The organism is Chitinophaga sp., assembly GCF_017745275.1.
GTDB lineage: Bacteria > Bacteroidota > Bacteroidia > Chitinophagales > Chitinophagaceae > Chitinophaga.
Map to the genome: position 1 here is coordinate 584,733 of NZ_JAGHZS010000002.1, position 26,592 is coordinate 611,324.

The following is a 26,592-nucleotide window of genomic DNA, read 5'->3' on the forward strand; positions in this document are numbered from 1 at the left end:
GTGTGTTACCATCCTGGATTTTGTGTCAGTGTTCCCCAGTAGTTGGCTACTTCCTGGTAAGGAATTGGCAGGAAGTAATTTTTAGGCCGGAATACATAACCATCGATCACGGCTCTGTCGTAGAAGCCACCATCAGGAGAGAGGTAATTGCATCCATATACCAGGCCTCCCATGCCAAGGCTGTTTCCCCAGTTATCGCGGGTAGTTTTAATGGCATCTTTCCAACGGCGAGAATCAAAATATCGCCGTGCTTCAAATGCCAGTTCCACATAACGTTCGTGCTTAATACGCTCCCGCGTGATTTCTTTGCTGGCAGGTTCATAGCCGGGCAAGCCTGCGCGGAACCTCACCAGGTTGAGATATTTGAGGATATCTGCATCACCGGGCGAATATTCGTTTAATGCTTCTGCATAGGAAAGATAAATTTCTGCCAGGCGTATAGCATGATAAGGTTTATCATAGCTGCCTCCTGCTTTCTGCTCATCATCCGCCACCCATTTTACGATCTGGTAACCGGAACGTACAGAGGGACGGTCTGTCTGGATGTAGCCGTCCAACGCATTGGCTTTGTAGTCGGCATAGTACATGGTACCATTGTTCTGCAGGTAGCCGCGACCAATAAACCCGATAGTTGCATAGAAGCGGGCTTCCCGGAAAAGGCAGCGGTTGGGCACTTTGGGGTTGATATTAGACTGGTTAAACCCGGTAGTGATGGGACTGGCATCTTCCGGACCATTTCCCCTGATATAAAGACCATCGCCATTCTCCGCTACTCCAATATCGTTATACAGTTTCCTGTTTTCTTCATCTATGGTGTTGCCGTTATTCATGAAGTAGGCATCTACCAACTTTTGGGTGGCAGCTACTCTTCCGGCAAATTGGGCTCCTTCACTATTGTTGTAGTTCCGTGGAATTCCCATGATGGTGAGGGCCCAGGTTTGACTACCCTGGTTGATAATCCAGATGGCTTCTTTATTCCAGAATGATTTACCACCGGAAAACAAACCTTTATAAGAGCGGTATGGATCGATGCCTGCAGGTCCGTTAGGCCAGGCAACGTTGTTGCCCGGGAAGTTACCCAATGGAACCGTGAGTTTTTCGCTGTTGGCAGGCACTGTAAACAGCTCAAATTTCCCCTGGTCAATCACTGCTTTGGCGGCATCTGCTGCTTTTTTCCATTTTAACGGATCTACTGCTGCGGAGAAGTAAGATTTTCCTTTGGCATCTTTGAAGTTGTTGTAGTCGGGGTTACCATTCACTAACGGACTGGCATCCCAGAGCAGTACCCGTGCTTTAATGGCCATCGCAGCTTCACGGGAAGGGCGCCCCAGATCTACGTTCTGGATTTTTTCTTTGGGCGGCAGCAGGTTAATACAGGAATCCAGTTCTGTGGTGATGAAGTTCACGCATTCCTCTTCCGTATTTCTCGTAGTAGGTAACTCTTCTGTTTTAGAGTAGTCGATTGTTTTACTGACGATGGGAAAAGGACCATACAACTCCAGCATCTGTGAATAATAAAATGCGCGCAGGAACCTGGCATCCGCTGCATATCCTTCTATTTCGCCAGGTACCAGCAGTTTGTCGTTTGCCTTGTGATAGTTTTCCAGGAACAGGTTACAGGTGCGGATAGCTTTGTAATAATCCGACCAGAAATTATATATCGTGTTATCCGGGTTGAACTTACCCTGGGCGAAATTAAGATTGGCATAACCATCCAACCCTGCGTGTCCTTCGTCATAGTTGGTATTAAAAGGCCAGCTGTTGATCATATCAGAATAAACGGGCATGGCGCCGTAACAGGCGGCCCAGGCTTTCCGGATATCAATGCGTTGAGTCCAGATGTTATTGAGGTTGTTTACCTCATGCAGGTATTCATCCGCTTCCAGGTAGTGGCAACTGAAGGAAGGAACGAGGAAGAACAGGACTACAAGTAATTTTATGATATTATTTTTCATAAACGTCATTTTAAAGGTCTAATCCAATTTCCAATCCCACGGAGAGTGTTCGTTTTAAAGGATAGGCGTAGGAAGATGTTTGTTCCGGGTTCCAGTCTTTAAATGTGGAGAAGGTGTACACATTGTCGCATCTGCCGTAGTAGTAAATACTTTTGAACATTGACTTTTTTGTTCTCGGTGTCCAGGTGTATCCCAGTTCTGCATCTGCAATTCTGAGATAAGAAGCTTCTCTTAACCAGAAAGTAGAGTTTTGTGCATTGTTCAGGTTATCTGAACCGTATGCCAGTCGCGGATAGGTGGCATTGGGATTTTCAGTAGCCGGGTTGCCGGAGTAGGAGGCGGGTGTCCAATGATCTTTCACTGCAGCGGCATATACGGCGCCGTTTTGGTTACCACCGGCATTATATGGATTGAAAGGTATTCTTCCTCCGTAAATGCTCCTGAATTGGTTTAACTTGCCGATAGCGCGGGTAGCGAAAGTCCATCTTTTATATCGCAGGTCAATGGCCAGTGAGTAGCTCCATTTGGGATAGCGGTTACCGGTCCAGATTCTGTCGTTGGCCGTAATCACACCATCGCCGTCAATGTCTTTGTATTTGATATCACCGGGCATTACTTTATTCCAGGTTTGGACCGGGCTGTTGTCAATATCTTTCTGATCTTTAAACAATCCCAGTGCGAGATAGGTGAGGTCACGTCCCCAATCGAGGCCAATGCCGCTCTGGTAGGCTACTTTAGGATCCAGTTGCCCGTTTTCTATGATCTTGTTGGTATTGTAACTAACAATTGCTTTGATATAGTTGATTTTGAAATCGCCTAACGATTTAGTGTAGGTGAGGTCAAAGTCAATACCTCTTGACTGGGTTTTACCCAGGTTGGCTTGCGGGGTGGAAGGCAATCCCAGCGTGGCTGGCAGCCGGCTTAAGGAGATCAGCTGATCAGTGTTCGTGTATTGATAAGCGTCCACAATCAGTTTCATGTCTCTGAAAAATCCTATTTCCATGCCCAGGTTCAATTTTTGGTTGCGTTCCCAGGTAAGATTCAATTGTTCCAGCCGCGATTCCCCTACGCCGGGGATATAAATGCCACTACCTGCCGCTTGTCCAACGCCAAAAGAATAACCCGTACGGCTGCCGGTGGTAGCCATATAGCCGAAGCGGGAGGCGTTCCCTGCTGCACCTACTACGCCAAAGGATACCCTGAATTTGAGGAAGTCTACCACGTCTGCGATGCCACCGTTCCAGAAATGTTCTGCAGAGGGTACCCAGGCAAAACCTATGGAAGGGAAGGTAGACCAGCGTTTATCCGGTGTAAACATTTGTGATCCGGAAGCGCCGAAGTTGATATCCGTAAAATACCTGTCGGCCCAACCGAAAGTGACGCGTCCGGCCAATGATTGTTCGCGGGAAGGCAATGCATTGATCAGCAGGGTACCGCCGTCTCCTTCGGGGGCGTCGGTGAGGAATTCCCGTTGTTTATACAGCATCAATCCTGTTACCGCCAGTTTTTTGAAAAAGGTACGCGCATAATTCAGGCTACCTTGCAGCTCTACTACGCGGTTGCCCGTGGGAGCCACATATTCGAAGCCCATTTTATCGTTGATATCCGGCGTTTTGTTGATGGTGACCAGGTTGCCGTCTTTATCCCGGCCGGTACCCATATAGCTATTCATATAGTCGATAGCGTGACGCTGGTAGTCTTTCTTATAGCGATGTGTGTAGTAATTACTTTTCGTGAAAGAGGCGATGCCACTGAGAAACAGTCCCTCTGTGAGCCAGTTCAGTTTCTGGACCAGGTTCAGGTTAGTAGACATGTAGTTGGCATAGTTTTTCACGAACCCGGTTTTGGTGAGCAGCGAATAGGGATTCACAATGCCCGTGGGTTCTTCCGGCGCAGAGCCATCAGAAAATTGTGCGGGAAACAACGTAGGGTTTACGTTATTCATGATATCCAGCAGCCTGTCTGCTCCCTGTCCCGGTTCAGTAGTGGTATTGTAACGACCGTCGAATCCAATTCCCAGTGTAGTGGTGGGCGTTAGATCTGCTTTTAAGTTAGAGCGGAAGTTGAACTGGTTGTAGTTGGCGTTGGAAGCACTTTTGCTGTTGAACATGCCTTTTTCATTATACAACCCGCCGGACATATAATAGGTGACCGCATTACCACCGCCGCTGATATTGAAGTTGGCTTTGGTAGCAGGATTGTTCTGTTTGATCATCGTCTTGTACCAATCCACATTCGGGTAGAAGTCCATATCATTGTCGGCAAATTTTGCGATTTCCTCATCGCTGTACATCGGGCGTTTATCTCTTACCACCAGTGCTTCATTTTTCATTTTGGCAAAGGTGGGAGCATCTACCCAGGTAGGTTTGTAAGTAGCGTTGTTGACAGAGCGGGAGGCAGAAACCCGTACGGTAGGCTTGGAGGCAATTTTACCGGTTTTGGTGGTAATTACGATAATACCATTGGCACCTTCAAGGCCATATACCGCAGTAGCTGAGGCGTCTTTCAATACCGAAAAAGTAGCGATATCGTTGGGGTCTACGTCGTCGATATTTCTTCTTAATCCATCAATTAATATAAGGGGAGAAGTATTGCCCGATACGGAGTTAATCCCCCTGATGATGAAAGAGGCACCATCTTGTCCGGGCTGGCCAGAAGACTGTACAAACGTAACACCCGCTACGCGTCCGGCCAACTGTGAGGTGAGCGAACGGGTAGGGGCTTTTAACTCCGAAGGGTTGACAGTGGTAATAGCACCCACCACGCTTACTTTTTTTTGTGTACCCATGGCCGTTACCACTACTTCATCTTTGGTAAGGCTCTCCGATTCCAGGATGATGGGGAATTTCCGGAGACTGGCATAGGGAATTGTTTTGACTTCTACTTCCTGGGTTTTATAGCCCACGGAGGAAACTATCAGGGTCGCATAGCGGGAGATATTACCTAATACGAAATAGCCGTTTTTATCCGATACAGTTCCTACCAGTGGATTCGCTTTCAGGTAAATAGTAACAGCATTGAGTGGTTGATTCTGAAGATCCGTAATGTTACCTGATAGCGTAACAGCATTGTTGGCAGAGTCTTTGGTTGCCAGCAGCGCAGAACGTGGTGTATGTAAGGTAACCAGTTTATTAGCATTGATGCGGAAGGAGATGTCGGTATCTTTCAGGATGGCTGTTAATGCCACGGAGATATCAGTGGCTTTACCATCATATGCACCTGCAGGTTTGTTAAACATCGGATCTTCGGTATATAAAAACCGGTAGGCCGTTGTTTTTTCAATATACTCCAGCACTTCCCGGATAGGTTTCTTTCCTGCCGGAATAGCGATTTGCTGCGACCACACGTTCAGCGAGGGACATAGCATGATAATAAGATACAGCAGTAGCTTACAGCTTTTTTTCACATTCATGTGACTGATGGTTTAAATGATGACTATAGGCAAAGCAGATACCTGCGGGCTTCATGACGTCCGCAATACCTCTGGTACTTAAAGTAATCCTGGTTTTAAAATGGTGTTATAGTGCGGATGTTACCTGCACATTTGCTATTTATTGGTTGATATAAATTTTATTGCCTGAACTGGTGTAATGAAATGGAATAGTCTGTTGCAATGCAGGAATAATTTCTTGAATAGACTCATTAGAGAAAGTTCCTGTGATGCGTATGTCCTGGAATACAGTATCATTAAAGTAGATGTATACATTGAATTTTCGTTGCAGTTCATTTGCGACGTCCTGGAACCTGGTAGAACGGAATACTAATTTGTTTTTTAGCCAGGCCGTTTCGTCGAAGCTGCTGTCGATACGGTTAAGTGTTAGGTGTTGTAGTGACACAGTTTCATTGCGTGGTTCTTTTGGTGTACTGGTGTAGTTGTTTTGTTTTTGACTGATGGTGACTTTTTCCCTGGGCCTTAGCAGGATGACTCTTTCCGGATCTTTCTCCGTAGTGAGTTGAATGGTGCCGGTAAACAGGGAGGCTTCCACGATTGAATCTTCTGCGTAGGCCTTCACGTTAAAGGTGGTACCGAGTACTGTTACGGTTACAGACGAAGTGGCTACCAGCATTGGCATGGCCGGATCTTTCTTTACATCAAAGTAAGCTTCTCCTTCCAGGTTAATCCGGCGATTTTTTATCCCGAAGTCTTTATCATACGTCAGGCGGCTGCCGGAATTCAGGATCACCACGGAGCCATCCGGCAAATGCACGGTGGTTTTGGCGCCGCGTTCCGTGTTGATTTTATTCACGAAGTTACCGGCCGCGTTATGGCTGGCGAACAGGTATAGTCCTGTGAGCACTGCCAGGTTTAGTATAGCCGCTACGTATAGTTTGGAATAGCGTCTGAAATGTTTTTTAAGGCGGCTGTCTGCCGGTGCCAGGTCATCGTTGGCCGGGAGGTCGTTGGCGGGTACTTCCCCGATCTGCCTGAGCAGGCGTTTTTCGCTTCGTTCCAACATAGCGGGATCATCTCCCATTATAATTTCCAGGTTGAAAATGGCATCCAGAATTTCTCCCTGCTGTAATTCCTCCTGATGTTTTTTTAGGAGGAACTCCAGTTCTTTAATCTCGTGATCAGAGATCTCATGACTAAATTTTTTTGCGAGCAATTCCCAGATTCTGTCCATGTAAATGGCGGTCGTTTATTAGAAGGAGTAGTAAAACAACCGTTTACCCTTAAGTGCGGAAAAAAAAATTATGTAGTGGAGAAAGTGAAGGCTTTACTGAGCTTTTTCAGGGCAATACCCATTTGGGTTTCCACTGTTTTAGGGGAGATATTGAGGATTTCAGCTACATCGCGGTATTTAAATGATTCTTCTTTGACCAGCATAAAGATAAGTTTGCATTTTGGGGGGAGCTGGTTGATGGCGGCATTTACGCGGTATAGCATTTCCGAAGAGATGAGTAATTCTTCCGGGGAGCGGGCTACTTCCAGGCGGAAGTCTTCGATATTATCCAGTGGTTCTGTAAGGTGCAGTTGATGTTTCAGAAAGGAAAAGGCTTTATTGCGTGCCATTACATACAGGTATACCTCCGGGTTGCTGACTTCCAGCAATTTTTCCCGGCGCTGCCAGAGCTGCACAAATATGTCGCTGGCCAATTCTTCTGCGGACTCGCGTTGTTTCACCAGGGAGTGAATCAGTTTGAAAATTCTGCTGAAGTAAAGGTTGTGCAATTTTACGAGCACTGCAGGCCCTTCTGCGGACGGTAACTGCTGGAATAGAAGTCTTGCTTCGGTTCCTCCTTTCATAACGGTTTGGTCACTGCTTTAAAGACAAAAGGTTTAATAATAGCGCCTTGGCAATATGTTTCTTATGGTTACTAAATTCGTGGTGTACCAAGCAGGATGAAGGTTTGGAGCGATCTGTGGTTGTTAGCATTTCATTGTTGTTTCTATTTCTGGCGATCGGTGTATATGTTAGTTGCTGCGAATTACAGATGTTCCAAAATCGTTTTTCTATTGGAGTTAAATTAAATTCATCCCTTTTGATTTACAAAGGTTATGGCAAAATTGGAATAGCAAAAGTTAAAATAATATCATTAGATAGGTTTTAGCGATTAGGTTTTAGCTTTTAGCAAATGCAGCGAAGAATAATATAACATCATCTTCGCTGCATTTGCTAAAAACTAAAACCTAATCGCTAAAAGCTAAAATGTTATCTGTTGCAGTCTGCAGACCAGGTTTTGCTGTCCCTGGTAAACCCGATGATCAGTTTGTCTTTGTTGATGGTGATAAGGCCTGTACCCGAAGAGCCAATACTTACCATGGTGTTATCGTCTTTCTTTTCAAACTCAACACCGGTGAGATCGGGTATACCGTCGGAAAACCGGAAGTCGTACCGGGTACCTACTTTGGTAACGAAAACACTGCCGTTGTCTTTGCTGATATTTACACCAGAGGCTGTGTAGCCTACTTTTCCCCGGAAGGTACCGGCAAAGATATCGGTGTCTGCAGGGTCTGTACTTTTGCTACAGGCGGAAAACAGTACAGCCGAAATAAATAATACACTGATAATTCTAAGCATCCATTTCATATCACACGTTTTGGTTTTTCAATATGGTTCCTGTTGGGGAAATGCAATTAGCATACCAGTCGGATAGCTGGTATTATATATACGCAGGGGAGTGTTTTTATGGCAGCGCCCGGGATTTCCGGGTGAAGGAATACCCATAATGGGTAAGCAGATCCTTGTTTAGTGGCTATAGAGGCGTGCCTGTGCAAGGGGGATTCACTAACATAAGTTATAATTTAATATATTGATAATCAATAAACGCATGTAAATTTTTTTGGATCCTTTTAATTTTAAAAAAATTTAATTTCATTTTTCTTAGCTTGTAACTCGCATACAACCAAAATCGCTTATAAATTAATTACTTGACTTCTTCAATAACAAATCATTCATGAGTACATTAACAACATCTCCGGCGCCAACCGGGGAAGCAGCAACTGCCGCCGCCGGAGGGGAAAAGAAGGGCCGCCTTTACTCATTAGACGCCCTCCGGGGATTTGATATGTTCTGGATCATGGGTGGGGGTAGTATATTCCACGCCATCGCCAACGCTGCACCATCGCCTTTCTGGGAAGCAATAGACGTACAATTGGAACATCCTGCCTGGAATGGTTTTCATTTCTACGACCTGATATTTCCATTATTCCTTTTTATGGCGGGTGTATCCACTCCTTACTCAGTAGGGCGTGAACTGGAGAAAGGTAAAAGCCGCACGCAACTATTGGGACGCGTCATCAAAAGAGGTCTCATCCTGGTATTGCTGGGCATCATTTATAACAACGGCCTGCAGTTGCATCCTATATCGGAAATACGTTTTGGCAGTGTATTAGGCCGTATCGGTCTCGCGTATATGTTTGCCAACATCATTTATTTGTATACCAAAGAAAGGGCGCAAATGATCTGGTTTGTTGGCATATTGCTCACTTACTGGCTACTGCTGAAGTTCACCGCCGCGCCTGGATTTGCACCTGGTAACCTGACCATGGAAGGCAACTTTGCTTCTTATATCGACCGGTTACTGATGCCAGGGAAACTATACCTCGGCATTCATGACCCGGAAGGACTGGCATCTACGTTCCCTGCAATCAGCACCGCTTTGCTGGGTATTCTCACGGGTAATTTATTACGCAACAGCAACATGCAGCCTGTGAGGAAAGTAGGCGTGATGGCGCTTACCGGCGTTGTATTCGTGGTGCTGGCACAGCTATGGAACCTGGATTTTCCCATCAACAAAAATTTGTGGACCAGCTCTTTTGTGCTGCAGGTAGGAGGTATCAGCCTGCTGCTGCTGGCGCTTTTTTATTACGTGATCGACATTGCCGGGTATAAAAAATGGGCGTTCTTCTTCCAGGTGATTGGTATGAACTCCATACTCATCTATATTTCCGGACATTTTATTGACTTCAATTATACCAACAACGCATTTTTCAAATGGCTGGGACAATTAGTAGGTGATCCATTTGGTGCAGTAGCCATGAGTATCACCTTCCTGTTGGTGAAATGGGCGTTCCTGTATTTTATGTATAAGAAGAAGGTATTTCTCAAAGTATAACCATCACTACGTTAAAAGCGTGATACACTCTGCGGGTGTATCACGCTTTTTTATGGGAGTTACCAGGTTTCCGTGAAAGTGATGTAGTCCCGGGCGCTTTGATCGATCTGTTCCTGCGTTGGCCGGTGTTCCACGCCATAGAAAACAAAGCATGGCTGGTAGTCGGCTTTTACATAATTGAACGTGATTTCAAAAGGAGCGGTGAGCTGCGCCATGGTGTATTTATATCTCCCGGAGGGTTGATAATCGCTTTTGTTAATACCCGCGCTAATGGCCAGTGCCATCTTTTTCCCTGCCACCTGGTAGCCGCTGCCGGCGCCGTAAGCCCAGCCATCAGTTAATACTTCATCCAGCCATTGCTTGAAAAACGGTGGGCAATTAAACCAATAGAAAGGGAACTGAAAGATGATTTTGTCGTGTGCCGCCAGCAGCTGTTGCTCCCGTTGCACGTCGATGCGCCCGTCCGGGTACTGCGCATGTAAGTCATGTATCACATATCTCTCCGGATATTTTTTTAATTCTTCCACCCACCGCTTGTTAATAGCAGAAGACGTCATATCAGGATGGATAATAATTACCAGTGTTTTCTTCATATCTTGTTACATTATCTATACTGTCAGCAAAGGTGAAATTCTTATCTTCATTGGCCAATATGGGTCTAAGTTATCCGGTAGGGAAAAATTTATCACTATGGGTGCCTACAGGCAGATCATTACTTTTGTAACCTAAAAAAAGAGGCGTATGTACCAGCGGAAAATCCCCATTGATTATAGTTGTGGTCTTAACATTGCGATGGAAGTGGTAGGATCGAAATGGAAATTTTGTTTACTCGATGAAATTGCCAAAGGCGCCAAACGCCCGAGAGACCTGGTTCAGGCTATCAATGGCATCACCCGGAGAGTATTACAAAAAGATTTGAGAGAATTGGAAATGCACGGCCTGGTTGGAAAAACGGTGTATGCAGAAGTGCCCCTGCGGGTAGAATATCATCTGACCACCGCCGGCGAGTCATTATTGCCACTCATTGCCGCCATTGATCAATGGGGCCTGGAGTTTGGGCCACAACTGAGAAATATTCTGGAAAGGAAAGCAATGCCCGTTTTATAACCCGAATATTACTACGATGAATTCCACAAAACTACTATCCAAACATTTCAGAGATGTTCATTTCGGTGGTAACTGGACCAGTGTGAATTTAAAAGATACCCTTGCCGGCATCACCTGGGAACAGGCCACCACTAAGGTGCAGGACCTGAACACCATTGCTGTACTGGTTTTTCATATCAACTATTATGTCAGCGTTATCCTGAAAGTGTTGCAGGGCGGCCCCCTGGATGCCAGCGATAAATATAGCTTTGATCTGCCACCTGTTACCTCGGAAGCAGCCTGGCAGGCGCTGGTGAGCAAAGCACTGAATGAAGCTGAACAACTGGCAGAGGCCATAGAGCGGCTGGAAGAAGCACAATTATCGAAGGATTTTGCAGATCCTAAATACGGCAGCTATCACCGGAATTTACTGGGGGTAACAGAGCATACCCATTATCATCTCGGACAGATATCATTGCTGAAAAAGATGACGCGTGTGAAGAGTTGAGAGAAATTTTTTTTGTAGTTTAAAAATAATGTTTACTTTCGCGCTCCCTTCACGGGAATGATTCCCTAGCTCAGTTGGTAGAGCAATACACTTTTAATGTATGGGTCTTGGGTTCGAGTCCCAAGGGGATCACTGGAAAGTTTCAAAGCCTGCGCTGGTCGCGGGCTTTGTTGTTTTGGTCTATTTGTTAGTCTATCAAAGTGCGGATGTGAGTTTCGTGGTTACTTGGTTTTATTTGGGTTGATTTGTCAATGCCTTTTGTGACTTCGATTTCCATAAACAAGTATTTATCGTTAAAGTATCTTATCGAAACTGCGTCGGTTTTCTGATCCTTTTTTATTTTATTTAGAACCTGCTTTAAATTTTTTAAATTTTCAATTATGATTAGCGCAAGGCCAATAAGGGGGACCAAAATGATTTCAAATTTGGCGAATTTGATTTTAAATTTCCATAGTTTGGCTATTGTTTGAAGATTGCCTGGCAATTAAATTTTCCGTTCCCTCCTATTTTGAAGTGCATCATTTGCTTGTCATCACTTATATGCTGCAACGGACGGTTACAGCTCTGAATGCTTTCCCGAAGCAGTTAAATTACTCGAGAGTTTCCTTTATGAGGGAGTATCTCCGGAACAAGTTGTTAAAACAAATCAAAGCTTATCTGCGTATAAGCACAGTATTGAAAACAGGCAGCAAAAGAACCTGGATCGGTTTGATTGGGAGATGGATATATTAAGCGTAAATACATAGGATGCCGCCACTAACTGCCATGATGTTCGAAATTGGGCTGGGAATGTTTTACAAGTAATAAAAGAGACAACCTCAAAAAAAGAGACAGCATAAATTATAGCAAAGCTTTTTACTGAGTTCGATAAACAGGATAAAAAATCTTGTCAAATAGCTTTTCCTTTCTGGTGATAATGGTAACGGAACCTTTTAAACCAACTTTATAAGGAATATGATAATTGTGACTGGTAAGCAATCCGTTTTCCAATGCTACTTTTACACGATAGCCACTATCGCTTGGTACTTCCGAAATATAGGATACTTTGCCGTGTAGTTCCCCATATTCCTGTGTTGGATACGCATTCAGCTTTACGATGGCAGTTTGTCCTATGGCCAGTTTTCCAATATTTTCATGTGGTAAATTTCCTTCTATGAAGGAGGAATCTTCAATAGGGTAAACAAATGCTATTAACGCATCATTCTTGACCGGCTGATTATCTTTAAGTTGGAAAGGAAAAGATAACCTACCCCTGCTGGGTGCTTTAATGGTATAACTCCTGATCCACAGCAGCAAAGAAGATCTCATACTATATAGCGCATCAGTAAATGCATCCTGTTCCTGGCTTTCCTGATGCTCTATTTCCAATATTTCCGCCGCTAAACCAGCCTGCTGATTCCGATTATTGTTAAGTGCTGCTTCTAGCTGAGGAACAGTTTGTTCTTTCCTCAGGAAGGCACTTTCTATGTTTCTGAACTCCGATGCCGAGATAACCCTTTCTTTATACAAAGTACTATTAGCATCCAACTCATCTGCCGATAATGAAACATCCTTTGTTGCTAAGTGTATTTGCTTATCGATGGCATTTTTTGCATCGAGTAAGGCATCTAATCGGTCTGAAAGCAGTTTTTTCCGTTTATTGAAATAGTTATTTGAATAAAAATCCAGGAATTTTCTGAAGGAAGTTTTGAAGGTTTCAAATTGGGGTTGAAGACTGCCTAAATGTACATTTCTTACTTTAAATTCCTTGTCGAGTTGCGAATAGCTATTTTTCTTCAGTAACGAATCCAGTTTTTCCAGGTCAGATAAGAGTTGCAATACGGTCTCGTGATCAGTATCGCCTTCCAGCCAAATGATGTCTGATCCCGGATTTATGATGCTGTCATTATCTACAAAGACTTTTATAATTTTACTATTTACCCCGGACTTAATTTCAACCGGAAGTAACGTGTTACTTAATCCAGCCTCCATGGTGACAGTTTCAGGGTAACCGATAAACCAGGTCATTAAAATAATGGCGAGCGTGATGGCAAGGATAACCAACAGCGCCCATTTGGAAAGGAAACCTGAATTTCCACTTAGGATCTCTTGTGAAACCGGTGGTCTGTCATTGATGATTACTGATGCTTCCTGGTCCATATAAATAATTATTTACATTTCAACTTGTAGTTGATTTCTCACTAACTGAAAATATCCGCCATGATTATCACATAATTCATCATGGGTACCAACTTCTACTATGGCACCATCTTTCATTACTACGATCTGGTCGGCATTCTTGACGGTGCTTAGTCTGTGAGCAATTACTACCACTGTTTTTCCTTTAAAAACCTGCGCCAGATTTTCAAGGATGATTTTCTCATTATTTGCATCCAGGGAATTTGTGGCCTCATCCAGGAATAAGTATTCCGGGGATTTGTAGATTGCTCTGGCCATCAAAATCCGTTGTTTTTGTCCTTGGCTGATTCCCTGGCCATTATTTCCTATTTGAGAGAAATATCCGTTGGGTAAATCCTGAATAAACTGATCAATATTTGCCAGCCGGCAAGCTTCGATGGCTTTTTCCAACGATGGGGCAGGATCGCCCAAGGCTACATTATGAAGTATGGAATCATTGAAAATATAACCTTCCTGTAAAACAGCGCCGCAATGCCCTCTCCAATGGTCAGGGCTGAAATAGCGGAAATTGATTTTACCTACGCGGATATCTCCTTTATAGTCCGCATAAAACTTTAGTAATAGTTTCAAAATAGTTGTTTTACCGCTGCCGCTCATGCCTACAATTGCTGTCACCTTTCCTTCAGGGATGATTAAATTGATGTTGCTCAATGCCGGAGTGGCGTCGACGCCAGGATAAGCAAAGGAAACATTTGAAAAAATGATGTCTTTTTTCTGTGGAAGCGTCTTGATATTATTGAGGGAGGTGTCCGTTTCATCCGGCTGTTCATGTATTTCATTCAGGCGTTCCATACTAATCCTGGCATCCTGACCATTTTGCACGAATGAAATCAATTGCTCAATAGGAGCATTCAACTGACCAAGTATGTACTGAATAGCCAACATGGTACCAATCGTTAATTGTCCGGAGATGACCTGCCGGGCTACCAGGCAGGTTATCAGTATATCCTTCCCCTGTGAAAGCATCGCGGCACCCGCTGTCTGTATCTGGTTGTAGGAGAGGCTTTTGAAGTTCAGTTTAAAAAGCATTGTCTGAATATCTTCCCATTCCCATCTCTTTATTTGCGTTGCATTGTACAGCTTAATTTCCGGCATTCCCTGTATAAACTGTAGATTGACATTATTTTCTTTAGCAGACATTTCAAATGTCTGAAAATTAATTTTACGGCGCACTTTCAGGAAAATCATTATCCAACTGACATAGATGAAACTACTTAGCAAAAAAACAAAGCATACCTGCATGCTGTATCGACAAATTACATAGGTAAAAACGAGAAAGTTAAAAGATGATAACAGCGTGTTCAAAGCTGTTCCGGTAATGAAATTCTGTACTTTTTTGCTATCAGATAAGCGTTGTATAACGTCGCCCGTTTTATGCCGCAAATAATAGGAAACAGGCAATTTTGACAGCTTCAGCCAGAATTCAGAAAGGATTTCTATATTTATCAGAACGGATACCCGCATCAATACTCTTGCCCGGATGAACTCAACAGACGTACGCCCCAAAATCAGCATCATTTGTCCTAATAATATAAGTGTAATAAAACTGATATCCCTGGTGGCTATCCCAATATCAACAATGCTCTGTGTTAAAAAAGGTAAGATTAACTGAAACAAAGAGGAGATAAGCAATGCCGCGATTACCTGAAACATCATCCATTTGTATTGCACAACGTACTTGAGCAATCTGGTCCAGGTGACCTGGTCGGCACCTGTATCTGCAGTATTTTCAAAAAAGCTGTTTGTTGGACTAAGTAATAGAATAGTGCCAATGCTTTCCCCCTCTTCATTGACCGAACTAATCCATCCTTTTTTAAACGTCGCCGCGGAATAGCGTATAACACCTACCTCAGGATCTACAACCCTAATACCGCGCCTGAGGCTAAATTTTGAAGTTGGTAAACAAACAACAAAATGACTTTGCTTCCAGTGAATGATACATGGCTTCTCCAGTGAACTGATCAGGTTATCATAAGTCACTTTAAGCCCCCTGGTACGGAAACCCATTTCCTCTGCTACCTGGCTGATTCCCAGCAAGGAAACGCCCGTTTTCGAAAATCCCATCGATTTTCGCAGTTGTTCTATATTAACACTCTTTCCGTAATATTTGCTGATAATTCTAAGACAGGTTGGTCCACAATCCATGGAATTCAGCTGCTTAAAAAACTGTATACGTGGCATCCGGTAATATTAATCTTTTAACCCTGGTCTTATCAAAAGTATCAGATATTTGGCCTGGAAACAGTGTTTTCAGGCCAAATGAAATCAGCCACAGTCGGATGACGAACACTTCATCGCACATACTATCACATCATGGTCTTCGTCGCAGTAATCACAATAGCAAGTACCGTCTTCGGTTTTGGTAGTACCACAGATAGTAACCTCTGGGTTGATGCCACCACCCAGCAGATTTTTCATTTCTACTTTTGATAGTTCCTGTCCGAGCATTTTGATTGTCTTCATATATAATTTGTTTTTTTTTCATTAAGTCGGGGATTGAGCATACTGGCACCCCAACAATTGGAGTTGGCTTGTAGTTGGCCTGGAAACACGTTCCCAGGCCAAATGAAATCAGCCACAGTCAGATTCCCAACACCTTACCCCACAATCTATCTCCTGATGGTACTCATCACAGTAATCACAATAACATGCACCATCTTCGGTTTTGGTAGTACCGCAGATAGTAACCCCAGGATCGATGCCACCACCCAGCAGATTTTTCATTTCTACTTTTGACAGTTCTTGTCCGAGCATTTTCATTTTTTTCATATATAATTTGTTTTTTTATCAGGTCAGGGATTGAGAATACTGGCACCCCAACAATAGCCAGGTTCGAACTATTTTAAGAAATACTTTATCTTGTTATATGAATACTCAGCTGGCATTTTATGTCCGTTTACATAAAAACTGGGTGTTCCAAAAATGCCTTCTTTTTTGCACCAATGGGACATGGCGGATACCTGTTGCAAAATGGTAGCTGCCTCAATGTTTACATCAAATTTTTGTTTGAAAGCAGTAAAATCTTTCTTCTCGGCCAGGTACCAATCATCCAACATCGTAAGCAGCAATTTGTGATCTCCTGCATTATAGGCTGCCAGGAACATCTCCACGGGCTTATATTTTTTGTCTTCCGGATTATCGTTTACTGCGAAGATTATTCGTACGCGCAGGTCCTTATCAGCATCTAATAATTCATGAATGCTTTTATGAGCCTTACTACATGGCTTACAATATGGGTTACATACTTTTATGATTTCATTTTCTGCGGTAGGATTACCTAGTATGATTCCAATTGCCGTTGGGTCTGTAGTGACCGGCAATTGACTGGAAAGAATAGTATTCATCACCTTAGAATTTGTATATAATCTGCGAAGTGATAAAGAATAATCCTTACGGCTAACGGTCAGCGAAAAAATCCAGCGCAACCCCATTAAGGATAATATTGAAAAGATAAATGCAGGAGAAAAATCTATTAGTGACTTTACATTCACTACGGCTAATCGTTCCCTGTACAGGAATACATTTACACATTCCAGCAACAACAGGATATCAGTAATGACACATAGTATGCACCAATGTTTGATGATAACCCATTGTGCCACTATTGAGTAGATGACGAAAGGAAGTGATATGACGGAGAGTAGGGAAATGATCGACCAGGCTTGTGGTGCTGCAGGATAAAACACCACCAGTAACATGGTCGCGGACATATATAAATAGGTAATACTGCTGAGACTTATTATGCCGGCAATTTTCCCATATTTTGAATCCAGCACTGTGGAACATTTACTCTTATTTCCATTATCACCACACATGGCTTTTCCAATCTGGTTTCCCTGGTCTATTTCCAACAATATCAGTAAAATGCCTACAATAACCCCCAACGTTTTAATAATAAAAGCGGGCGCCAGGAAGCTTAAAATTACGGCGTCTAACGTAGAAAAATAATTCAGTATGCTATACCCCAGCAAGCAGGTCAGCAGTAATAAGCAGGCAGATGACAGCAGCCGTTTATTACGTTTTTTATGATACCCGATTTCCCCGGATGCATCATTTTTTTCGGCTACTAATACCACGCCATCCCAACTGTCAAAGAAATCTTTTCTGCTTACTTTATATTTTTTTGAATGGAGATCTAAACAGGTAATATATTCGGCATTATGGTTTACCACTACTCTGAATCCCCTGACAGGATAACGGACGTGTGCAATAAATGCCTGTGGCAATTCATCAATATACGCTCTGTCTATCTTCATGGTAATATTCTCCACTTTCCATTTGTTCAATAATTCACTAATGGAAAGAATACTTGGATAGCCAGGATGGGACTGTATCTCATCTGAAACCGAACTATAAAATGAATTGATATTTAAAGCGTTTAACAGCTGGGACGTTACGACAATACAATCCTCAGCCTTGTTTGTCAGAAGGCGGTTAATGAAATTCATAAGTAAAAAATCGTTAAAGTAGAATTACGGAACAGCTTTTGGTCGTTACTATAAATGTCTCAGAACACTATCAATTGCAGGGACTAATATTTTCTCGAAATGCAGCGAACTTACCTCGGGATTTGAGCTGCCTTCCATGCTCATAAAAGCAATGATACCAGAAGGATTCAAAATAATATTAGTCGGAAATCCATTCCCTAAGTTGAGCTTGTAACATGCCTCCCTGGATATATGCCTGGGCATAAATGGAAGATGGTATTTTTTCCTGATTACATCGATGATTGAATCATTCTCAAATGTCAGTGATACGATATTGAAATTTTGGTTTGCATATCTTTCGCTTAGTTTAACAAGATCAGGAAATTCAGTAATACAAGGACGACATTCCGCGAACCAGAGACTAATCAGACAAACACCTTCTGGCAGCTTAATGCCGGCATTCCTAAATATAGAATCGGCATTGGTTAATTTGAAATAATCCTTTCCTATAAACGGTTTAACACGATTTTCCAATAGTTGCACCATCGTCAGTTTTCCGTTTCCGCCGGGAGGTTTTTTGTTGATATTACTTTGTGAATAAGCGGTTGACGTAAACAGAAAAAAAATGGCAATAGGGTCAATGAGTTTCATAAATGGGCTTATAGTTATTTACAAAATCATAATGGGTTGTCATGTCCTGAAGACTTCATCGAATATACGGTGTAATTAAATTTCAGTATCAAAAAATATTAACCTTGATAATTATTAAATCAACTTAATTGTTAATCTCCTGGTAAATTATTAAGGATAATTACTTTATGTGAAATAGTAATTATCCTTTTAATCATTTATCAAATTAGAAGTTGACTTTATAGTATTTTTTTCATTTGATCACAATGGTATAATGCTAGAACAGTTTTCTTATCCTGACTTGTAAAAGGAGAAGTAGTATTGGTATATAGCGGTTAATTTTCCTGTATTCAAGCATTGAAGATATAGCCGCTACAGGCGATATTTATTCAGTCTTTATCTGCCAATGTTCCTCTCCCAGTTTTTATACAGTTGATTATAGCTGTGAACATGAACCGGCGGATTATTTGGATCATACATCATGGTAAGTTCAAGCGCCAACTCAAAAATGTTACCACATATATCGTCATAGTCCTGTGCCAGTCCTACCGCACACGAAAAATCCGGTCTTTATTCTCCTCCCGTGTGCCAACAAACAGCCCTCCGCCCATGCCAATCCCACCGATTCTAAAAACGCCATATTTCACCCATTCCACTTCCTTTGTCATGTTATATTTATGCGATCTTAGTGCACGATCCAGATCATCTAAAGTAAAATCTAACCTATTTTTCACGTCGTCGTATAATGGCTTGTAATCAATATCTGCAACATATCGATACTGATACCATTGCGGTATATAATACTTTTCGGCATTAGAAGGGGAATTATCGTGACGAAAAGTAAATACAAAAAGCTTGTACAATGGCGGCAGTTCAATGTTGTATTGTGCTTCCATTACAGCAATATCAATTCGTTCATCTTGTCTGCGTGTTTTAAAAAGTTCGAATCCTGATTTCATAAATAGTATTGGGAAAAGATAATAACTGTGTAACATACTTTATTCGATGAGTATATAGCCCCAAGGAGATCAAGAAAGCGTGATACATTCTTTCAAATTGTATCACGCTTTTTGTATAAGATATATCGGACCATTCTTATTAAGATTTCTTAATCTTGTATTGTTAACCTCAGCGTATAAAATCCTTTTCGCACAAAGACGAATATTGCGTCTATGTTAAGTAAACAATTTTTGGAGGTAATTCAGTTGATCAAAAATTCTCGCCTTGCCGCGATGAGATCAGTTAATACAGAATTAATCAGCCTCTATTGGAGTATTGGTGAATACATTAGTAAGAAAGTGAAATGTGCAGAGTGGGGGCAATCTGTGGTTAATGAGTTAGCAAAGTATATACGATGTAATGAGCCAGAACTTAAGGGGTTTTCCGACAAGAATTTATGGCGTATGAAACAATTTTATGAGGCATATGAATCTTCTCCGCAACTAATACCCCTATTAAAGGAGGTTACATGGACTAATAATCTAACTGTTTTTAGTCGTGCTAAATCACAGCATGAACGTGAGTTCTATCTCAAGCTATGTATTCGGGAGAAATATAGTACAAGAGAGTTGGAGCGACAGATTAATAGCAGCATTTTTGAACGGACAGTAATTGGCAATTCAAAACTCTCAGCAGTGCTGAGAGAAATTCATCCGAATGTAACTGATACATTTAAAGGTAGTTATATATTTGATTTTCTAAACCTTCAGGAGTCTTTTAACGAGATCGATCTGCAAAAAGGATTGATAAGACAAATGAAGAATTTCATACTGGAATTAGGAAAGGATTTTTTATTTGTTGCCGAAGAATACAAGGTCCAGGTCGGAAACTACGATTTTTATATTGATCTATTATTTTATCATAGAGCATTGCAATGTTTGATCGCAATTGAGTTAAAGGCAGATAGATTTAAACCAGAGCATATGGGGCAAATCAATTTGTATCTTGAAGCATTGGATAGAGATGTAAAAAACGATAATGAAAATCCAAGTATTGGCATATTACTCTGTAAAGATAAAGACAAAGAAGTGGTCGAGTATGCACTAAGCCGGTGTATGTCCCCAACGCTTATTGCGGAATATCAGACCAGGCTTCCCGATAAAAATATACTCCAGAAGAAACTTCATGAGATTTTTGGTGACAATAAAGAATTTTAAGAATCATTAAATTGTGCTAACCGTCAATAGCCTTAAATGCTATACTGTATTTCGTTTGATCAATGTTAAGTGATGTCAGGATAAGTGCAATAATTCTGGTTTAAGGTATCCTTTTTCCGCTAACTGTGTATTAGCAAACAATATTACCTGGTCTCAAGTGAGTAAAAACACTTTATTCGTCCATTAGTTCTCTTTCCATTTCTTCAATTGTGGGAAGTTGATACTTGCCCTCTCACTGTTTTGGCCTTTAATCTTATTGTTAAACTAGCTGCAAAAGATTGTTATTTGTATATTTGGAAATAACAAAAAGGAAAATGAAATTAGCAGACTACCTGAAACAGGAAATACAATTGTCTGACGATACCATTCAGGCATTAGACGGTTTGTGGGATAGGCAGCGCTTCCCCAAAGGCCATCAGCTGGTAGGCGCAGGTAGTCATTCAAAAAAAGTATTTTATATTGAAAAGGGACTGGCGCGAATATATTACCTCAATGACGGAAAAGATATTACACAATTTTTCTTCGATGAAACATCGTTCTACACGCCCATCGAAAATGTATTTTTGAATGAATACCATCCTTATTATCTTGAATTATTGGAAGACAGTATCGTCAGAACCGCAGATTTTTCAAGGATCGAAGAACTGTTAGACACAAATGTGAAGTTGCAACGGTTCCTTCGCTATATAATAGTAGGGACAATAAAAAAGCTTGCCGATCGCTTGCGTTCGGTACAGCTTCAAACCGCACAGGACAGATACAGAATACTGCTTGAAACCCATCCTGATATTCTTTTGCGTGTTCCGCTTGGACATATCGCTTCTTATCTCGGCATTACACAACAAACGCTTAGCGTTATTAGAGCTAAGAAGCCCAAATAAAATCTTCAGCTCAAAAATCACTTTTAAGAATTCCCCCAAAAATTTGTCAAAAGGAGTTAGCGCTTTATATATACTTGTAAAGATATATTTGCATCAGAAGGCAAATGATGTCTTTTAAATTTTTGACAAATATTTCCCCACTCAAGACCATTTTTTAAGAATTCTTAAAAGCTATCTCGTAAACGATTAGCAGTTTTGTAGCATAAAATTTTATGTGATGCAAAACAGCGAATTGAATCAATATAAACATAGTGTATTCGTTGCCGATCATGAAGGTATCGATATTGGGTTCCCTGAAATTGTGGAATTGCTGAAATATGTGCCACCGTCCAGCATGCATATTTCTCTTTTATACATTTCTAAAAGTGCTGATTTTATTTTTAGAAGAGAATTAAAAGTGCTTGCAAAGCGCTTTCCTGCCACATTTATTGCCTATTACAATAGAATGTTGCAGCAAGAAACAATAGAAATGATTATCAATACCAACACAAAGCCTGAAATAGAATTTTTTTTGTCTGTAAACGAAGAATTGCAAGTAACGATCTTAGACAAGTTACAGTTTTTGAACATAGATATTGAAAATATTCATTTTCTAAATGCCCGCAATTTTTAAGATATCTTAAAAGTACTGCCGATTTTTTGAATTTTCTTTGTAGTGTAAAAACATTAAAATAATCAAATCATGAAAAAAGTATTATCCTGCCTGGTAATGATGTTTATAACAGTCATTGGTTTTGCTCAATCCGGCAATGATAATTTTGCGGGTAAATGGAAAACCGAAGAAGGTGTTATTATTACCATTTCCAATAACAGTGGAAAAATTGCAGGTATGGATCCCAAAGGTCGTCCAACGCTTTACAATGTACGTTTTGAAAAAAATGAGTGGAAGGGAACAGTAGAAAACCACGAAACCGGCCAAAAGGGAAATTGTGAAATTTACAGGGAGGGAAAAAAGCTGAAAATTGTAGCGCATAAAGGCATTTTTTCAAAAACCATGTACTGGATAGAACAGTAAGCACCGAAAATTGTTTACTTATAAATTCAATTTATTTATTTCTAAATTCAATGTATATGAACATCAAACAACTCACACAGGATGCAGGGTTAAAATTGAAGCTGTACCTGGCCACGCTAGGTGAGCCACTGGACAAAGCTCACGAAGTAACCAGCGCCGGGGATGCCGGCTTGCGTAGTGGCGAACTCTCTGAATTGACTATTATTACAGATTTGAAACCCGATGGAGCTCGAAATCTACGGACGATCTTTGAAACATTAAAAGGTAACCTTACGGGCGCCAGAAAAGTTGGTACCCTCCATGATATGCGTTTTGTATTTTTAGAAAACGACACCAAACTGCTTTTTTGTACTTGCTACGACGGTGATTGGGATACCTATATTAATGACTTTGCAACAAAAATACCGGAGATGATGGATCTGATTTTTGGAAATATTGAAGGCTGGCCAGGCATTAAATCGCCTACAGTAAAAGAATTTATTTTGAGTAAGCAAATAACGGCATCGGCCTGGTTTGTAAGCCATCCAAACCTTACAGTTGCCGATACAACACGTTTGGAAAAAATAGGGGCAGGTCTGAACAAACTTTTGGAATTGTAGAGACTTCAAACACGTCTTTAAATGGCCAGATGGAAGGTATACCAGATTTCGTCGGAAACAAGGCATCGGCTTAACGGAAAGAACCCAAAACGCGGAAAGAACTTTTTGGTTAACAGGTGAAATCTACAAGTTTAATAGTCTTATGTTCTTGAAAAATTTATTCAAACGCACTGCCGAGAAAATAGCGCTGCACGACATTCAAGCCATCATATTGCGTGACAGACCCTTGCCATATCATGGCGTAAATGTTTTTTTGGAAATTCTGAATCCTGCTTCCGCCAAAGCGTTTTTGAAAGAAATAGTACCGTATGTTACCAGTGCCAAAAATTGGTGGGATAATAATGACGCCTGGCTTGCAATTGCCTTTACTTACGAGGGACTAAAGAAACTTGAACTTCCACCGTCCACACTGGAGAGTTTTCCTGATGCCTTTAAAAAAGGTATGGCTGCCCGCAGCGAAAAGCTAATGGATATTAATGAAAATGCCCCCGAAAAATGGGATCCCGTTTTTAAAACAACCAGTAATCATATTGCCGTTTCTATCACTGCAAAAAACCTGGATGACCTGAATGCCAAAAAAACACTTGCCCTGCAGGTATTGGAAAAATACAAAGGAGTTAAATTGTGTTTTCAAGCCGATTTTGACACCCCAATAGAAGGCAATTTCAACCATTTCGGCTTTCGTGATGGTATCAGTAACCCGGAAATTGAAGGCAGCGGGGCAGAGCAATTAAATTCAAAAGAACGACCTATCAAGGCCGGTGAATTTATTATGGGATATGCGAACGAAGCAGGTAACCATTATCCTATGCCGCAACCATTAGAGTTTGCCAGGAATGGTACTTTTGTCATCTTCAGAAAATACCATAGTCATGTAGCTGCTTTTAACAGGTACCTTCAGGAACAGGCAAAAACAAAAGACGAGCAGGAATTGCTTGCTGCAAAGATGGTAGGCAGATGGCGCAGCGGTGCCCCATTAAATATGTGTCCTTTTAAAGATAATGCTGCATTAGGCGCAGATACCACGAAAAATAATGACTTTGATTTCAGCAATGACCAAAATGGTAAGTTAGTACCTTACTCAAGCCACATGCGCCGGATGAACCCTCGTAACAGTAAAATGGCTGTAATGTCGGATGTGAACCTGCACCGCATTATACGTAAAGGTGTAGGTTATGGACCTGCATTGCCAAATGGCAGCACTAAAGATGACGGTAAAGAACGAGGGCTTTATTTTATAGCATTTAGTGCAAAAGCGATGGAAACCCTCGAATTTTTACAAAGGGAATGGGTCAACAGCGGCAACTTTATGAGCCTCAAAAACGAGAAAGACCCTGTTATTGGCTTGAACGAAGGCAAAGGCACATTCACCTTGCCCGGCGAACCCCTGCCTAAACGCTTTACTGGTATGCCTACATTTAATACCCTAAAAGGTGGCATGTATTTATTTATGCCGGGTATAAATGCTATAAAGTGGTTGAGTGAGTTGTAGCTAAGGTCAAAATTAATTTCAATAAATTCGAAAAACTGTCATTTAAATTATCTATCCAGGGAAAGATGGCTTAGTGTTTGGCCTACCCACAGGCAATGCATATATAGAAGCAGGAATGCCTGAGCCAGTGATTGAAGAAGAGCTGTGTGGCTTTTGCAAAGATATTTATGGAGAGGATTTTGGCCCAAAACAGTATCTTAGCAACCTGAATCGATTTAAGAAAAATCATTTGTCTCAACAATAGCAGCAGTTATTCTATGCCGGTATTTTTTAAGGAAGAGGGTATTGTTTGTTTTTCAGGCAAAGGTTATCGCACAAATACACATGCCCATTTCGCGTTAGAGCTGGCGTTTGCTACAACCGGCTATATAAACATTTCAGGTTCCAGCCAGGATTATAACAAAATAAAGGCGGCCATTATTTCTCCAAATACTTTACACTCATTTGATTGTTCGGATGGTGCTTGTTTTATTTTTTTTATTGACCCAACAAGTAAAATGGGTGAGTACCTTTCCGAATATTATAACTTGCCAGGAAAAGACATTGTTGCATTAGATGAAAGTGAAGTGCTGCGGTTTAAAAATGGCGGGGATTTTTCATTGCCCGATTGCGTTAACTGCAAGAATAGAGAAATAACCGATCGAATCTACCATTGTACCAATCTGATAGAGAAACACATCTCTGAGGAAACCCTGACAATTCGTACACTTTCTAAAGAACTATTTATATCGGAAAGCAGGTTGGCTCATTTGTTCAAAGAAGAAATGGGTATATCTATCCAGCAATATATATTGTGGAAGAAAATGGAAACCGCGTTCAAACGATATGTGAATGGTTACTCCCTTACCGATTGCGCCCATTTTTCCGGGTTTTCAGACTCCTCTCATTTGAATAAAACATTCAGGAAAATGTTTGGTATTCATCCTTCGTTCGCAAACAAAAAATAGCAGGATTGTACAATTTTGCTAGTCCGACGCTTCCTAATTTTATTTCTATAAAATAATAGCAATGGAAGACAAAATCACAACCATTAACAAGGAAGTCATTCGCCGCTTATACCAGGAGGTGTTTGTGGACTGGAATATGGCCACAGTAGACGAATTGATCGCACCCCAGTTTATTTCTCACGATTGGCAGAAAGGCAGCCCAACAGGCCCGCAGCCTTTCCGGGATTTCTATTCAGGTGCCATACTGCCAGTATTGCCAGATGCCCGATACGAAGTAGATGATTTGATTGCTGCAGGAGATAGGGTAGTGGTGCGTTGGCGGTTATTGGGAACCCATAAGGGGAGCTACCATGGAATTGCTCCCACAGGGAAGGCGGTAACACTCAAAGGTATTGCCATTTATCGCCTGGAAAATGGCAAGGTAGCAGAGCGTTGGGTAGTCACAGATATCCAGGAATTGTTCAATACAATGAAAAATACGGCCTGAAACTGACAGATAGAAGGCCTCTGAACTTGTATACACCGGGTGGCGGTATTATGTACATAAGCAACAACAAAATCATTATGACATACAATATTTATTTATTACTGAAGCTGGTTCATATTACAGCTGCGATAGCGCTTTTTTGCACCTGGGCCATAGAATGGCTGCTGTTAATACTACAAACCAAAAATTATGAGGCTGTCAGCAACCGCCTGGCGACAAGCATTAAAATAACCCACAGGTATCAAATTGCTGCTGTAATAGGCATCATTGCAACTGGGATAACGATGGGGGTAATGAGCTGGCGGGATGCTCATTGGGTCGACAGTGCGATAATTGGAATTGTTCTAATGGAGATAATTACAAAAATAATAGGCAGGTACGCGAAAAATTATAACAAAAGGGAGGATCATTATGGTGAACCTCCTGCTGCGAAACAGCCGTTGTTCTCTGTGCTGATGCTCAAAGTCAGAATTGCCATGGCATCTGGCATTTTGATAATAATGATCGTTAAGCCGGCAGTTTTTCTCTCAGCCATTGCCGTGATTGTTTTTTCGGCGCTGATAGCATTTTTATGGTCATTGAAGGACGTAAGATCTATAAGTGTGATAATGAAAAAAGATAAACTCTCAAGACAATAGAAGAAGTCATGATGAGGAATCGTCTTACAACCT

25 protein-coding genes and 1 tRNA gene are annotated in these 26,592 nt (G+C 41.6%); 13 read left to right on the forward strand and 13 right to left on the reverse strand.

Features of this window, described 5'->3' with window-relative positions:
* Positions 1–5: 5 nt before the first annotated feature.
* The 5 genes from J7623_RS08075 to J7623_RS08095 form a co-directional block, all read right to left on the reverse strand.
* Complete coding sequence (locus J7623_RS08075; protein ID WP_291919306.1) at positions 6–1,955, reverse strand: RagB/SusD family nutrient uptake outer membrane protein; 1,950 nt, start codon at positions 1,953–1,955, stop codon at positions 6–8.
* A gap of 10 nt (positions 1,956–1,965) precedes the next feature.
* Positions 1,966–5,367, reverse strand: a complete 3,402-nt coding sequence (locus J7623_RS08080; RefSeq protein ID WP_291919307.1) for a TonB-dependent receptor — start codon at positions 5,365–5,367, stop codon at positions 1,966–1,968.
* A gap of 139 nt (positions 5,368–5,506) precedes the next feature.
* Positions 5,507–6,580: a FecR domain-containing protein gene (locus J7623_RS08085; RefSeq protein WP_291919308.1), complete on the reverse strand. Its 1,074-nt coding sequence runs from the start codon at positions 6,578–6,580 to the stop codon at positions 5,507–5,509.
* A 68-nt stretch (positions 6,581–6,648) separates the two neighbouring features.
* Positions 6,649–7,203 carry a sigma-70 family RNA polymerase sigma factor gene (locus J7623_RS08090; protein ID WP_291919309.1) on the reverse strand — a complete coding sequence of 185 codons (555 nt, stop codon included), beginning with the start codon at positions 7,201–7,203 and terminating at the stop codon, positions 6,649–6,651.
* A 406-nt stretch (positions 7,204–7,609) separates the two neighbouring features.
* Complete coding sequence (locus J7623_RS08095) at positions 7,610–7,987, reverse strand: hypothetical protein (RefSeq protein ID WP_291919310.1); 378 nt, start codon at positions 7,985–7,987, stop codon at positions 7,610–7,612.
* Between the two features lie 367 nt (positions 7,988–8,354).
* Between J7623_RS08095 and J7623_RS08100 the strand changes: the two genes are divergently transcribed.
* The gene (locus tag J7623_RS08100; protein WP_291919311.1) at positions 8,355–9,515 is read left to right on the forward strand and encodes a DUF5009 domain-containing protein; all 1,161 of its coding nucleotides are present in this window, start codon (positions 8,355–8,357) and stop codon (positions 9,513–9,515) included.
* 59 nt (positions 9,516–9,574) lie between these two features.
* On the opposite strand, the gene J7623_RS08105 is transcribed toward J7623_RS08100, so the two are convergent.
* Complete coding sequence (locus tag J7623_RS08105; protein WP_291919312.1) at positions 9,575–10,108, reverse strand: NAD(P)H-dependent oxidoreductase; 534 nt, start codon at positions 10,106–10,108, stop codon at positions 9,575–9,577.
* A gap of 148 nt (positions 10,109–10,256) precedes the next feature.
* On the opposite strand from J7623_RS08105, the gene J7623_RS08110 reads away from it, so the two are divergent.
* From J7623_RS08110 to J7623_RS08120, 3 genes are all read left to right on the forward strand, one after another.
* Positions 10,257–10,622 carry a helix-turn-helix domain-containing protein gene (locus J7623_RS08110; protein ID WP_291919313.1) on the forward strand — a complete coding sequence of 122 codons (366 nt, stop codon included), beginning with the start codon at positions 10,257–10,259 and terminating at the stop codon, positions 10,620–10,622.
* Positions 10,623–10,638: 16 nt separating this feature from the next.
* The gene (locus J7623_RS08115) at positions 10,639–11,109 is read left to right on the forward strand and encodes a DinB family protein (RefSeq protein ID WP_291919314.1); all 471 of its coding nucleotides are present in this window, start codon (positions 10,639–10,641) and stop codon (positions 11,107–11,109) included.
* Positions 11,110–11,168: 59 nt separating this feature from the next.
* Positions 11,169–11,241, forward strand: a tRNA-Lys gene (locus J7623_RS08120).
* Positions 11,242–11,964: 723 nt separating this feature from the next.
* On the opposite strand, the gene J7623_RS08125 is transcribed toward J7623_RS08120, so the two are convergent.
* From J7623_RS08125 to J7623_RS08155, 7 genes are all read right to left on the reverse strand, one after another.
* On the reverse strand, positions 11,965–13,248 hold the full coding sequence (locus tag J7623_RS08125) for an HlyD family efflux transporter periplasmic adaptor subunit (protein WP_291919315.1): 1,284 nt from the start codon (positions 13,246–13,248) through the stop codon (positions 11,965–11,967).
* Positions 13,249–13,260: 12 nt separating this feature from the next.
* The gene (locus J7623_RS08130) at positions 13,261–15,468 is read right to left on the reverse strand and encodes a peptidase domain-containing ABC transporter (protein WP_291919316.1); all 2,208 of its coding nucleotides are present in this window, start codon (positions 15,466–15,468) and stop codon (positions 13,261–13,263) included.
* An 84-nt stretch (positions 15,469–15,552) separates the two neighbouring features.
* Entirely contained in the window at positions 15,553–15,750 is a 198-nt protein-coding gene (locus J7623_RS08135) for a hypothetical protein (protein ID WP_291919317.1), read from the reverse strand.
* 108 nt (positions 15,751–15,858) lie between these two features.
* Positions 15,859–16,056 (reverse strand): hypothetical protein, encoded by a 198-nt coding sequence (locus J7623_RS08140; protein WP_291919318.1) that lies wholly within the window; start codon positions 16,054–16,056, stop codon positions 15,859–15,861.
* A gap of 68 nt (positions 16,057–16,124) precedes the next feature.
* Entirely contained in the window at positions 16,125–17,735 is a 1,611-nt protein-coding gene (locus J7623_RS08145) for a vitamin K epoxide reductase family protein (RefSeq protein WP_291919319.1), read from the reverse strand.
* 48 nt (positions 17,736–17,783) lie between these two features.
* Complete coding sequence (locus J7623_RS08150; RefSeq protein ID WP_291919320.1) at positions 17,784–18,365, reverse strand: thioredoxin-like domain-containing protein; 582 nt, start codon at positions 18,363–18,365, stop codon at positions 17,784–17,786.
* A 524-nt stretch (positions 18,366–18,889) separates the two neighbouring features.
* Positions 18,890–19,303, reverse strand: a complete 414-nt coding sequence (locus tag J7623_RS08155; RefSeq protein ID WP_291919321.1) for a hypothetical protein — start codon at positions 19,301–19,303, stop codon at positions 18,890–18,892.
* A gap of 213 nt (positions 19,304–19,516) precedes the next feature.
* On the opposite strand from J7623_RS08155, the gene J7623_RS08160 reads away from it, so the two are divergent.
* The 9 genes from J7623_RS08160 (at position 19,517) to J7623_RS08200 (ending at position 26,559) form a co-directional block, all read left to right on the forward strand.
* Positions 19,517–20,500, forward strand: coding sequence for a PDDEXK nuclease domain-containing protein (locus J7623_RS08160; protein WP_291919322.1), 984 nt, complete (start codon positions 19,517–19,519; stop codon positions 20,498–20,500).
* 314 nt (positions 20,501–20,814) lie between these two features.
* The gene (locus tag J7623_RS08165) at positions 20,815–21,381 is read left to right on the forward strand and encodes a Crp/Fnr family transcriptional regulator (RefSeq protein ID WP_291919323.1); all 567 of its coding nucleotides are present in this window, start codon (positions 20,815–20,817) and stop codon (positions 21,379–21,381) included.
* 217 nt (positions 21,382–21,598) lie between these two features.
* On the forward strand, positions 21,599–21,994 hold the full coding sequence (locus tag J7623_RS08170; RefSeq protein WP_291919324.1) for a hypothetical protein: 396 nt from the start codon (positions 21,599–21,601) through the stop codon (positions 21,992–21,994).
* 69 nt (positions 21,995–22,063) lie between these two features.
* Positions 22,064–22,396, forward strand: coding sequence for a hypothetical protein (locus J7623_RS08175; protein WP_291919325.1), 333 nt, complete (start codon positions 22,064–22,066; stop codon positions 22,394–22,396).
* Positions 22,397–22,452: 56 nt separating this feature from the next.
* The gene (locus J7623_RS08180; RefSeq protein ID WP_291919326.1) at positions 22,453–22,995 is read left to right on the forward strand and encodes a hypothetical protein; all 543 of its coding nucleotides are present in this window, start codon (positions 22,453–22,455) and stop codon (positions 22,993–22,995) included.
* 148 nt (positions 22,996–23,143) lie between these two features.
* Positions 23,144–24,487, forward strand: a complete 1,344-nt coding sequence (locus J7623_RS08185; RefSeq protein WP_291919327.1) for a Dyp-type peroxidase — start codon at positions 23,144–23,146, stop codon at positions 24,485–24,487.
* A 257-nt stretch (positions 24,488–24,744) separates the two neighbouring features.
* Positions 24,745–25,434, forward strand: a complete 690-nt coding sequence (locus J7623_RS08190; RefSeq protein WP_291919328.1) for an AraC family transcriptional regulator — start codon at positions 24,745–24,747, stop codon at positions 25,432–25,434.
* A gap of 61 nt (positions 25,435–25,495) precedes the next feature.
* Complete coding sequence (locus J7623_RS08195; RefSeq protein ID WP_291919329.1) at positions 25,496–25,921, forward strand: ester cyclase; 426 nt, start codon at positions 25,496–25,498, stop codon at positions 25,919–25,921.
* A 77-nt stretch (positions 25,922–25,998) separates the two neighbouring features.
* Complete coding sequence (locus tag J7623_RS08200) at positions 25,999–26,559, forward strand: hypothetical protein (protein WP_291919330.1); 561 nt, start codon at positions 25,999–26,001, stop codon at positions 26,557–26,559.
* Positions 26,560–26,592: the final 33 nt, after the last annotated feature.

What these genes read in the sequence shown, in the direction of transcription:
- J7623_RS08075 (WP_291919306.1), bottom strand. Translation starts at nt 1,955, where the DNA reads ATGAAAAATAATATCATAAAATTACTTGTAGTCCTGTTCTTCCTCGTT.
- J7623_RS08080 (WP_291919307.1), bottom strand. Translation starts at nt 5,367, where the DNA reads ATGAATGTGAAAAAAAGCTGTAAGCTACTGCTGTATCTTATTATCATG.
- J7623_RS08085 (WP_291919308.1), bottom strand. Translation starts at nt 6,580, where the DNA reads ATGGACAGAATCTGGGAATTGCTCGCAAAAAAATTTAGTCATGAGATC.
- J7623_RS08090 (WP_291919309.1), bottom strand. Translation starts at nt 7,203, where the DNA reads ATGAAAGGAGGAACCGAAGCAAGACTTCTATTCCAGCAGTTACCGTCC.
- J7623_RS08095 (WP_291919310.1), bottom strand. Translation starts at nt 7,987, where the DNA reads ATGAAATGGATGCTTAGAATTATCAGTGTATTATTTATTTCGGCTGTA.
- J7623_RS08100 (WP_291919311.1), top strand. Translation starts at nt 8,355, where the DNA reads ATGAGTACATTAACAACATCTCCGGCGCCAACCGGGGAAGCAGCAACT.
- J7623_RS08105 (WP_291919312.1), bottom strand. Translation starts at nt 10,108, where the DNA reads ATGAAGAAAACACTGGTAATTATTATCCATCCTGATATGACGTCTTCT.
- J7623_RS08110 (WP_291919313.1), top strand. Translation starts at nt 10,257, where the DNA reads ATGTACCAGCGGAAAATCCCCATTGATTATAGTTGTGGTCTTAACATT.
- J7623_RS08115 (WP_291919314.1), top strand. Translation starts at nt 10,639, where the DNA reads ATGAATTCCACAAAACTACTATCCAAACATTTCAGAGATGTTCATTTC.
- J7623_RS08125 (WP_291919315.1), bottom strand. Translation starts at nt 13,248, where the DNA reads ATGGACCAGGAAGCATCAGTAATCATCAATGACAGACCACCGGTTTCA.
- J7623_RS08130 (WP_291919316.1), bottom strand. Translation starts at nt 15,468, where the DNA reads ATGCCACGTATACAGTTTTTTAAGCAGCTGAATTCCATGGATTGTGGA.
- J7623_RS08135 (WP_291919317.1), bottom strand. Translation starts at nt 15,750, where the DNA reads ATGAAGACAATCAAAATGCTCGGACAGGAACTATCAAAAGTAGAAATG.
- J7623_RS08140 (WP_291919318.1), bottom strand. Translation starts at nt 16,056, where the DNA reads ATGAAAAAAATGAAAATGCTCGGACAAGAACTGTCAAAAGTAGAAATG.
- J7623_RS08145 (WP_291919319.1), bottom strand. Translation starts at nt 17,735, where the DNA reads ATGAATTTCATTAACCGCCTTCTGACAAACAAGGCTGAGGATTGTATT.
- J7623_RS08150 (WP_291919320.1), bottom strand. Translation starts at nt 18,365, where the DNA reads ATGAAACTCATTGACCCTATTGCCATTTTTTTTCTGTTTACGTCAACC.
- J7623_RS08155 (WP_291919321.1), bottom strand. Translation starts at nt 19,303, where the DNA reads ATGAAATCAGGATTCGAACTTTTTAAAACACGCAGACAAGATGAACGA.
- J7623_RS08160 (WP_291919322.1), top strand. Translation starts at nt 19,517, where the DNA reads ATGTTAAGTAAACAATTTTTGGAGGTAATTCAGTTGATCAAAAATTCT.
- J7623_RS08165 (WP_291919323.1), top strand. Translation starts at nt 20,815, where the DNA reads ATGAAATTAGCAGACTACCTGAAACAGGAAATACAATTGTCTGACGAT.
- J7623_RS08170 (WP_291919324.1), top strand. Translation starts at nt 21,599, where the DNA reads ATGCAAAACAGCGAATTGAATCAATATAAACATAGTGTATTCGTTGCC.
- J7623_RS08175 (WP_291919325.1), top strand. Translation starts at nt 22,064, where the DNA reads ATGAAAAAAGTATTATCCTGCCTGGTAATGATGTTTATAACAGTCATT.
- J7623_RS08180 (WP_291919326.1), top strand. Translation starts at nt 22,453, where the DNA reads ATGAACATCAAACAACTCACACAGGATGCAGGGTTAAAATTGAAGCTG.
- J7623_RS08190 (WP_291919328.1), top strand. Translation starts at nt 24,745, where the DNA reads ATGCCGGTATTTTTTAAGGAAGAGGGTATTGTTTGTTTTTCAGGCAAA.
- J7623_RS08195 (WP_291919329.1), top strand. Translation starts at nt 25,496, where the DNA reads ATGGAAGACAAAATCACAACCATTAACAAGGAAGTCATTCGCCGCTTA.
- J7623_RS08200 (WP_291919330.1), top strand. Translation starts at nt 25,999, where the DNA reads ATGACATACAATATTTATTTATTACTGAAGCTGGTTCATATTACAGCT.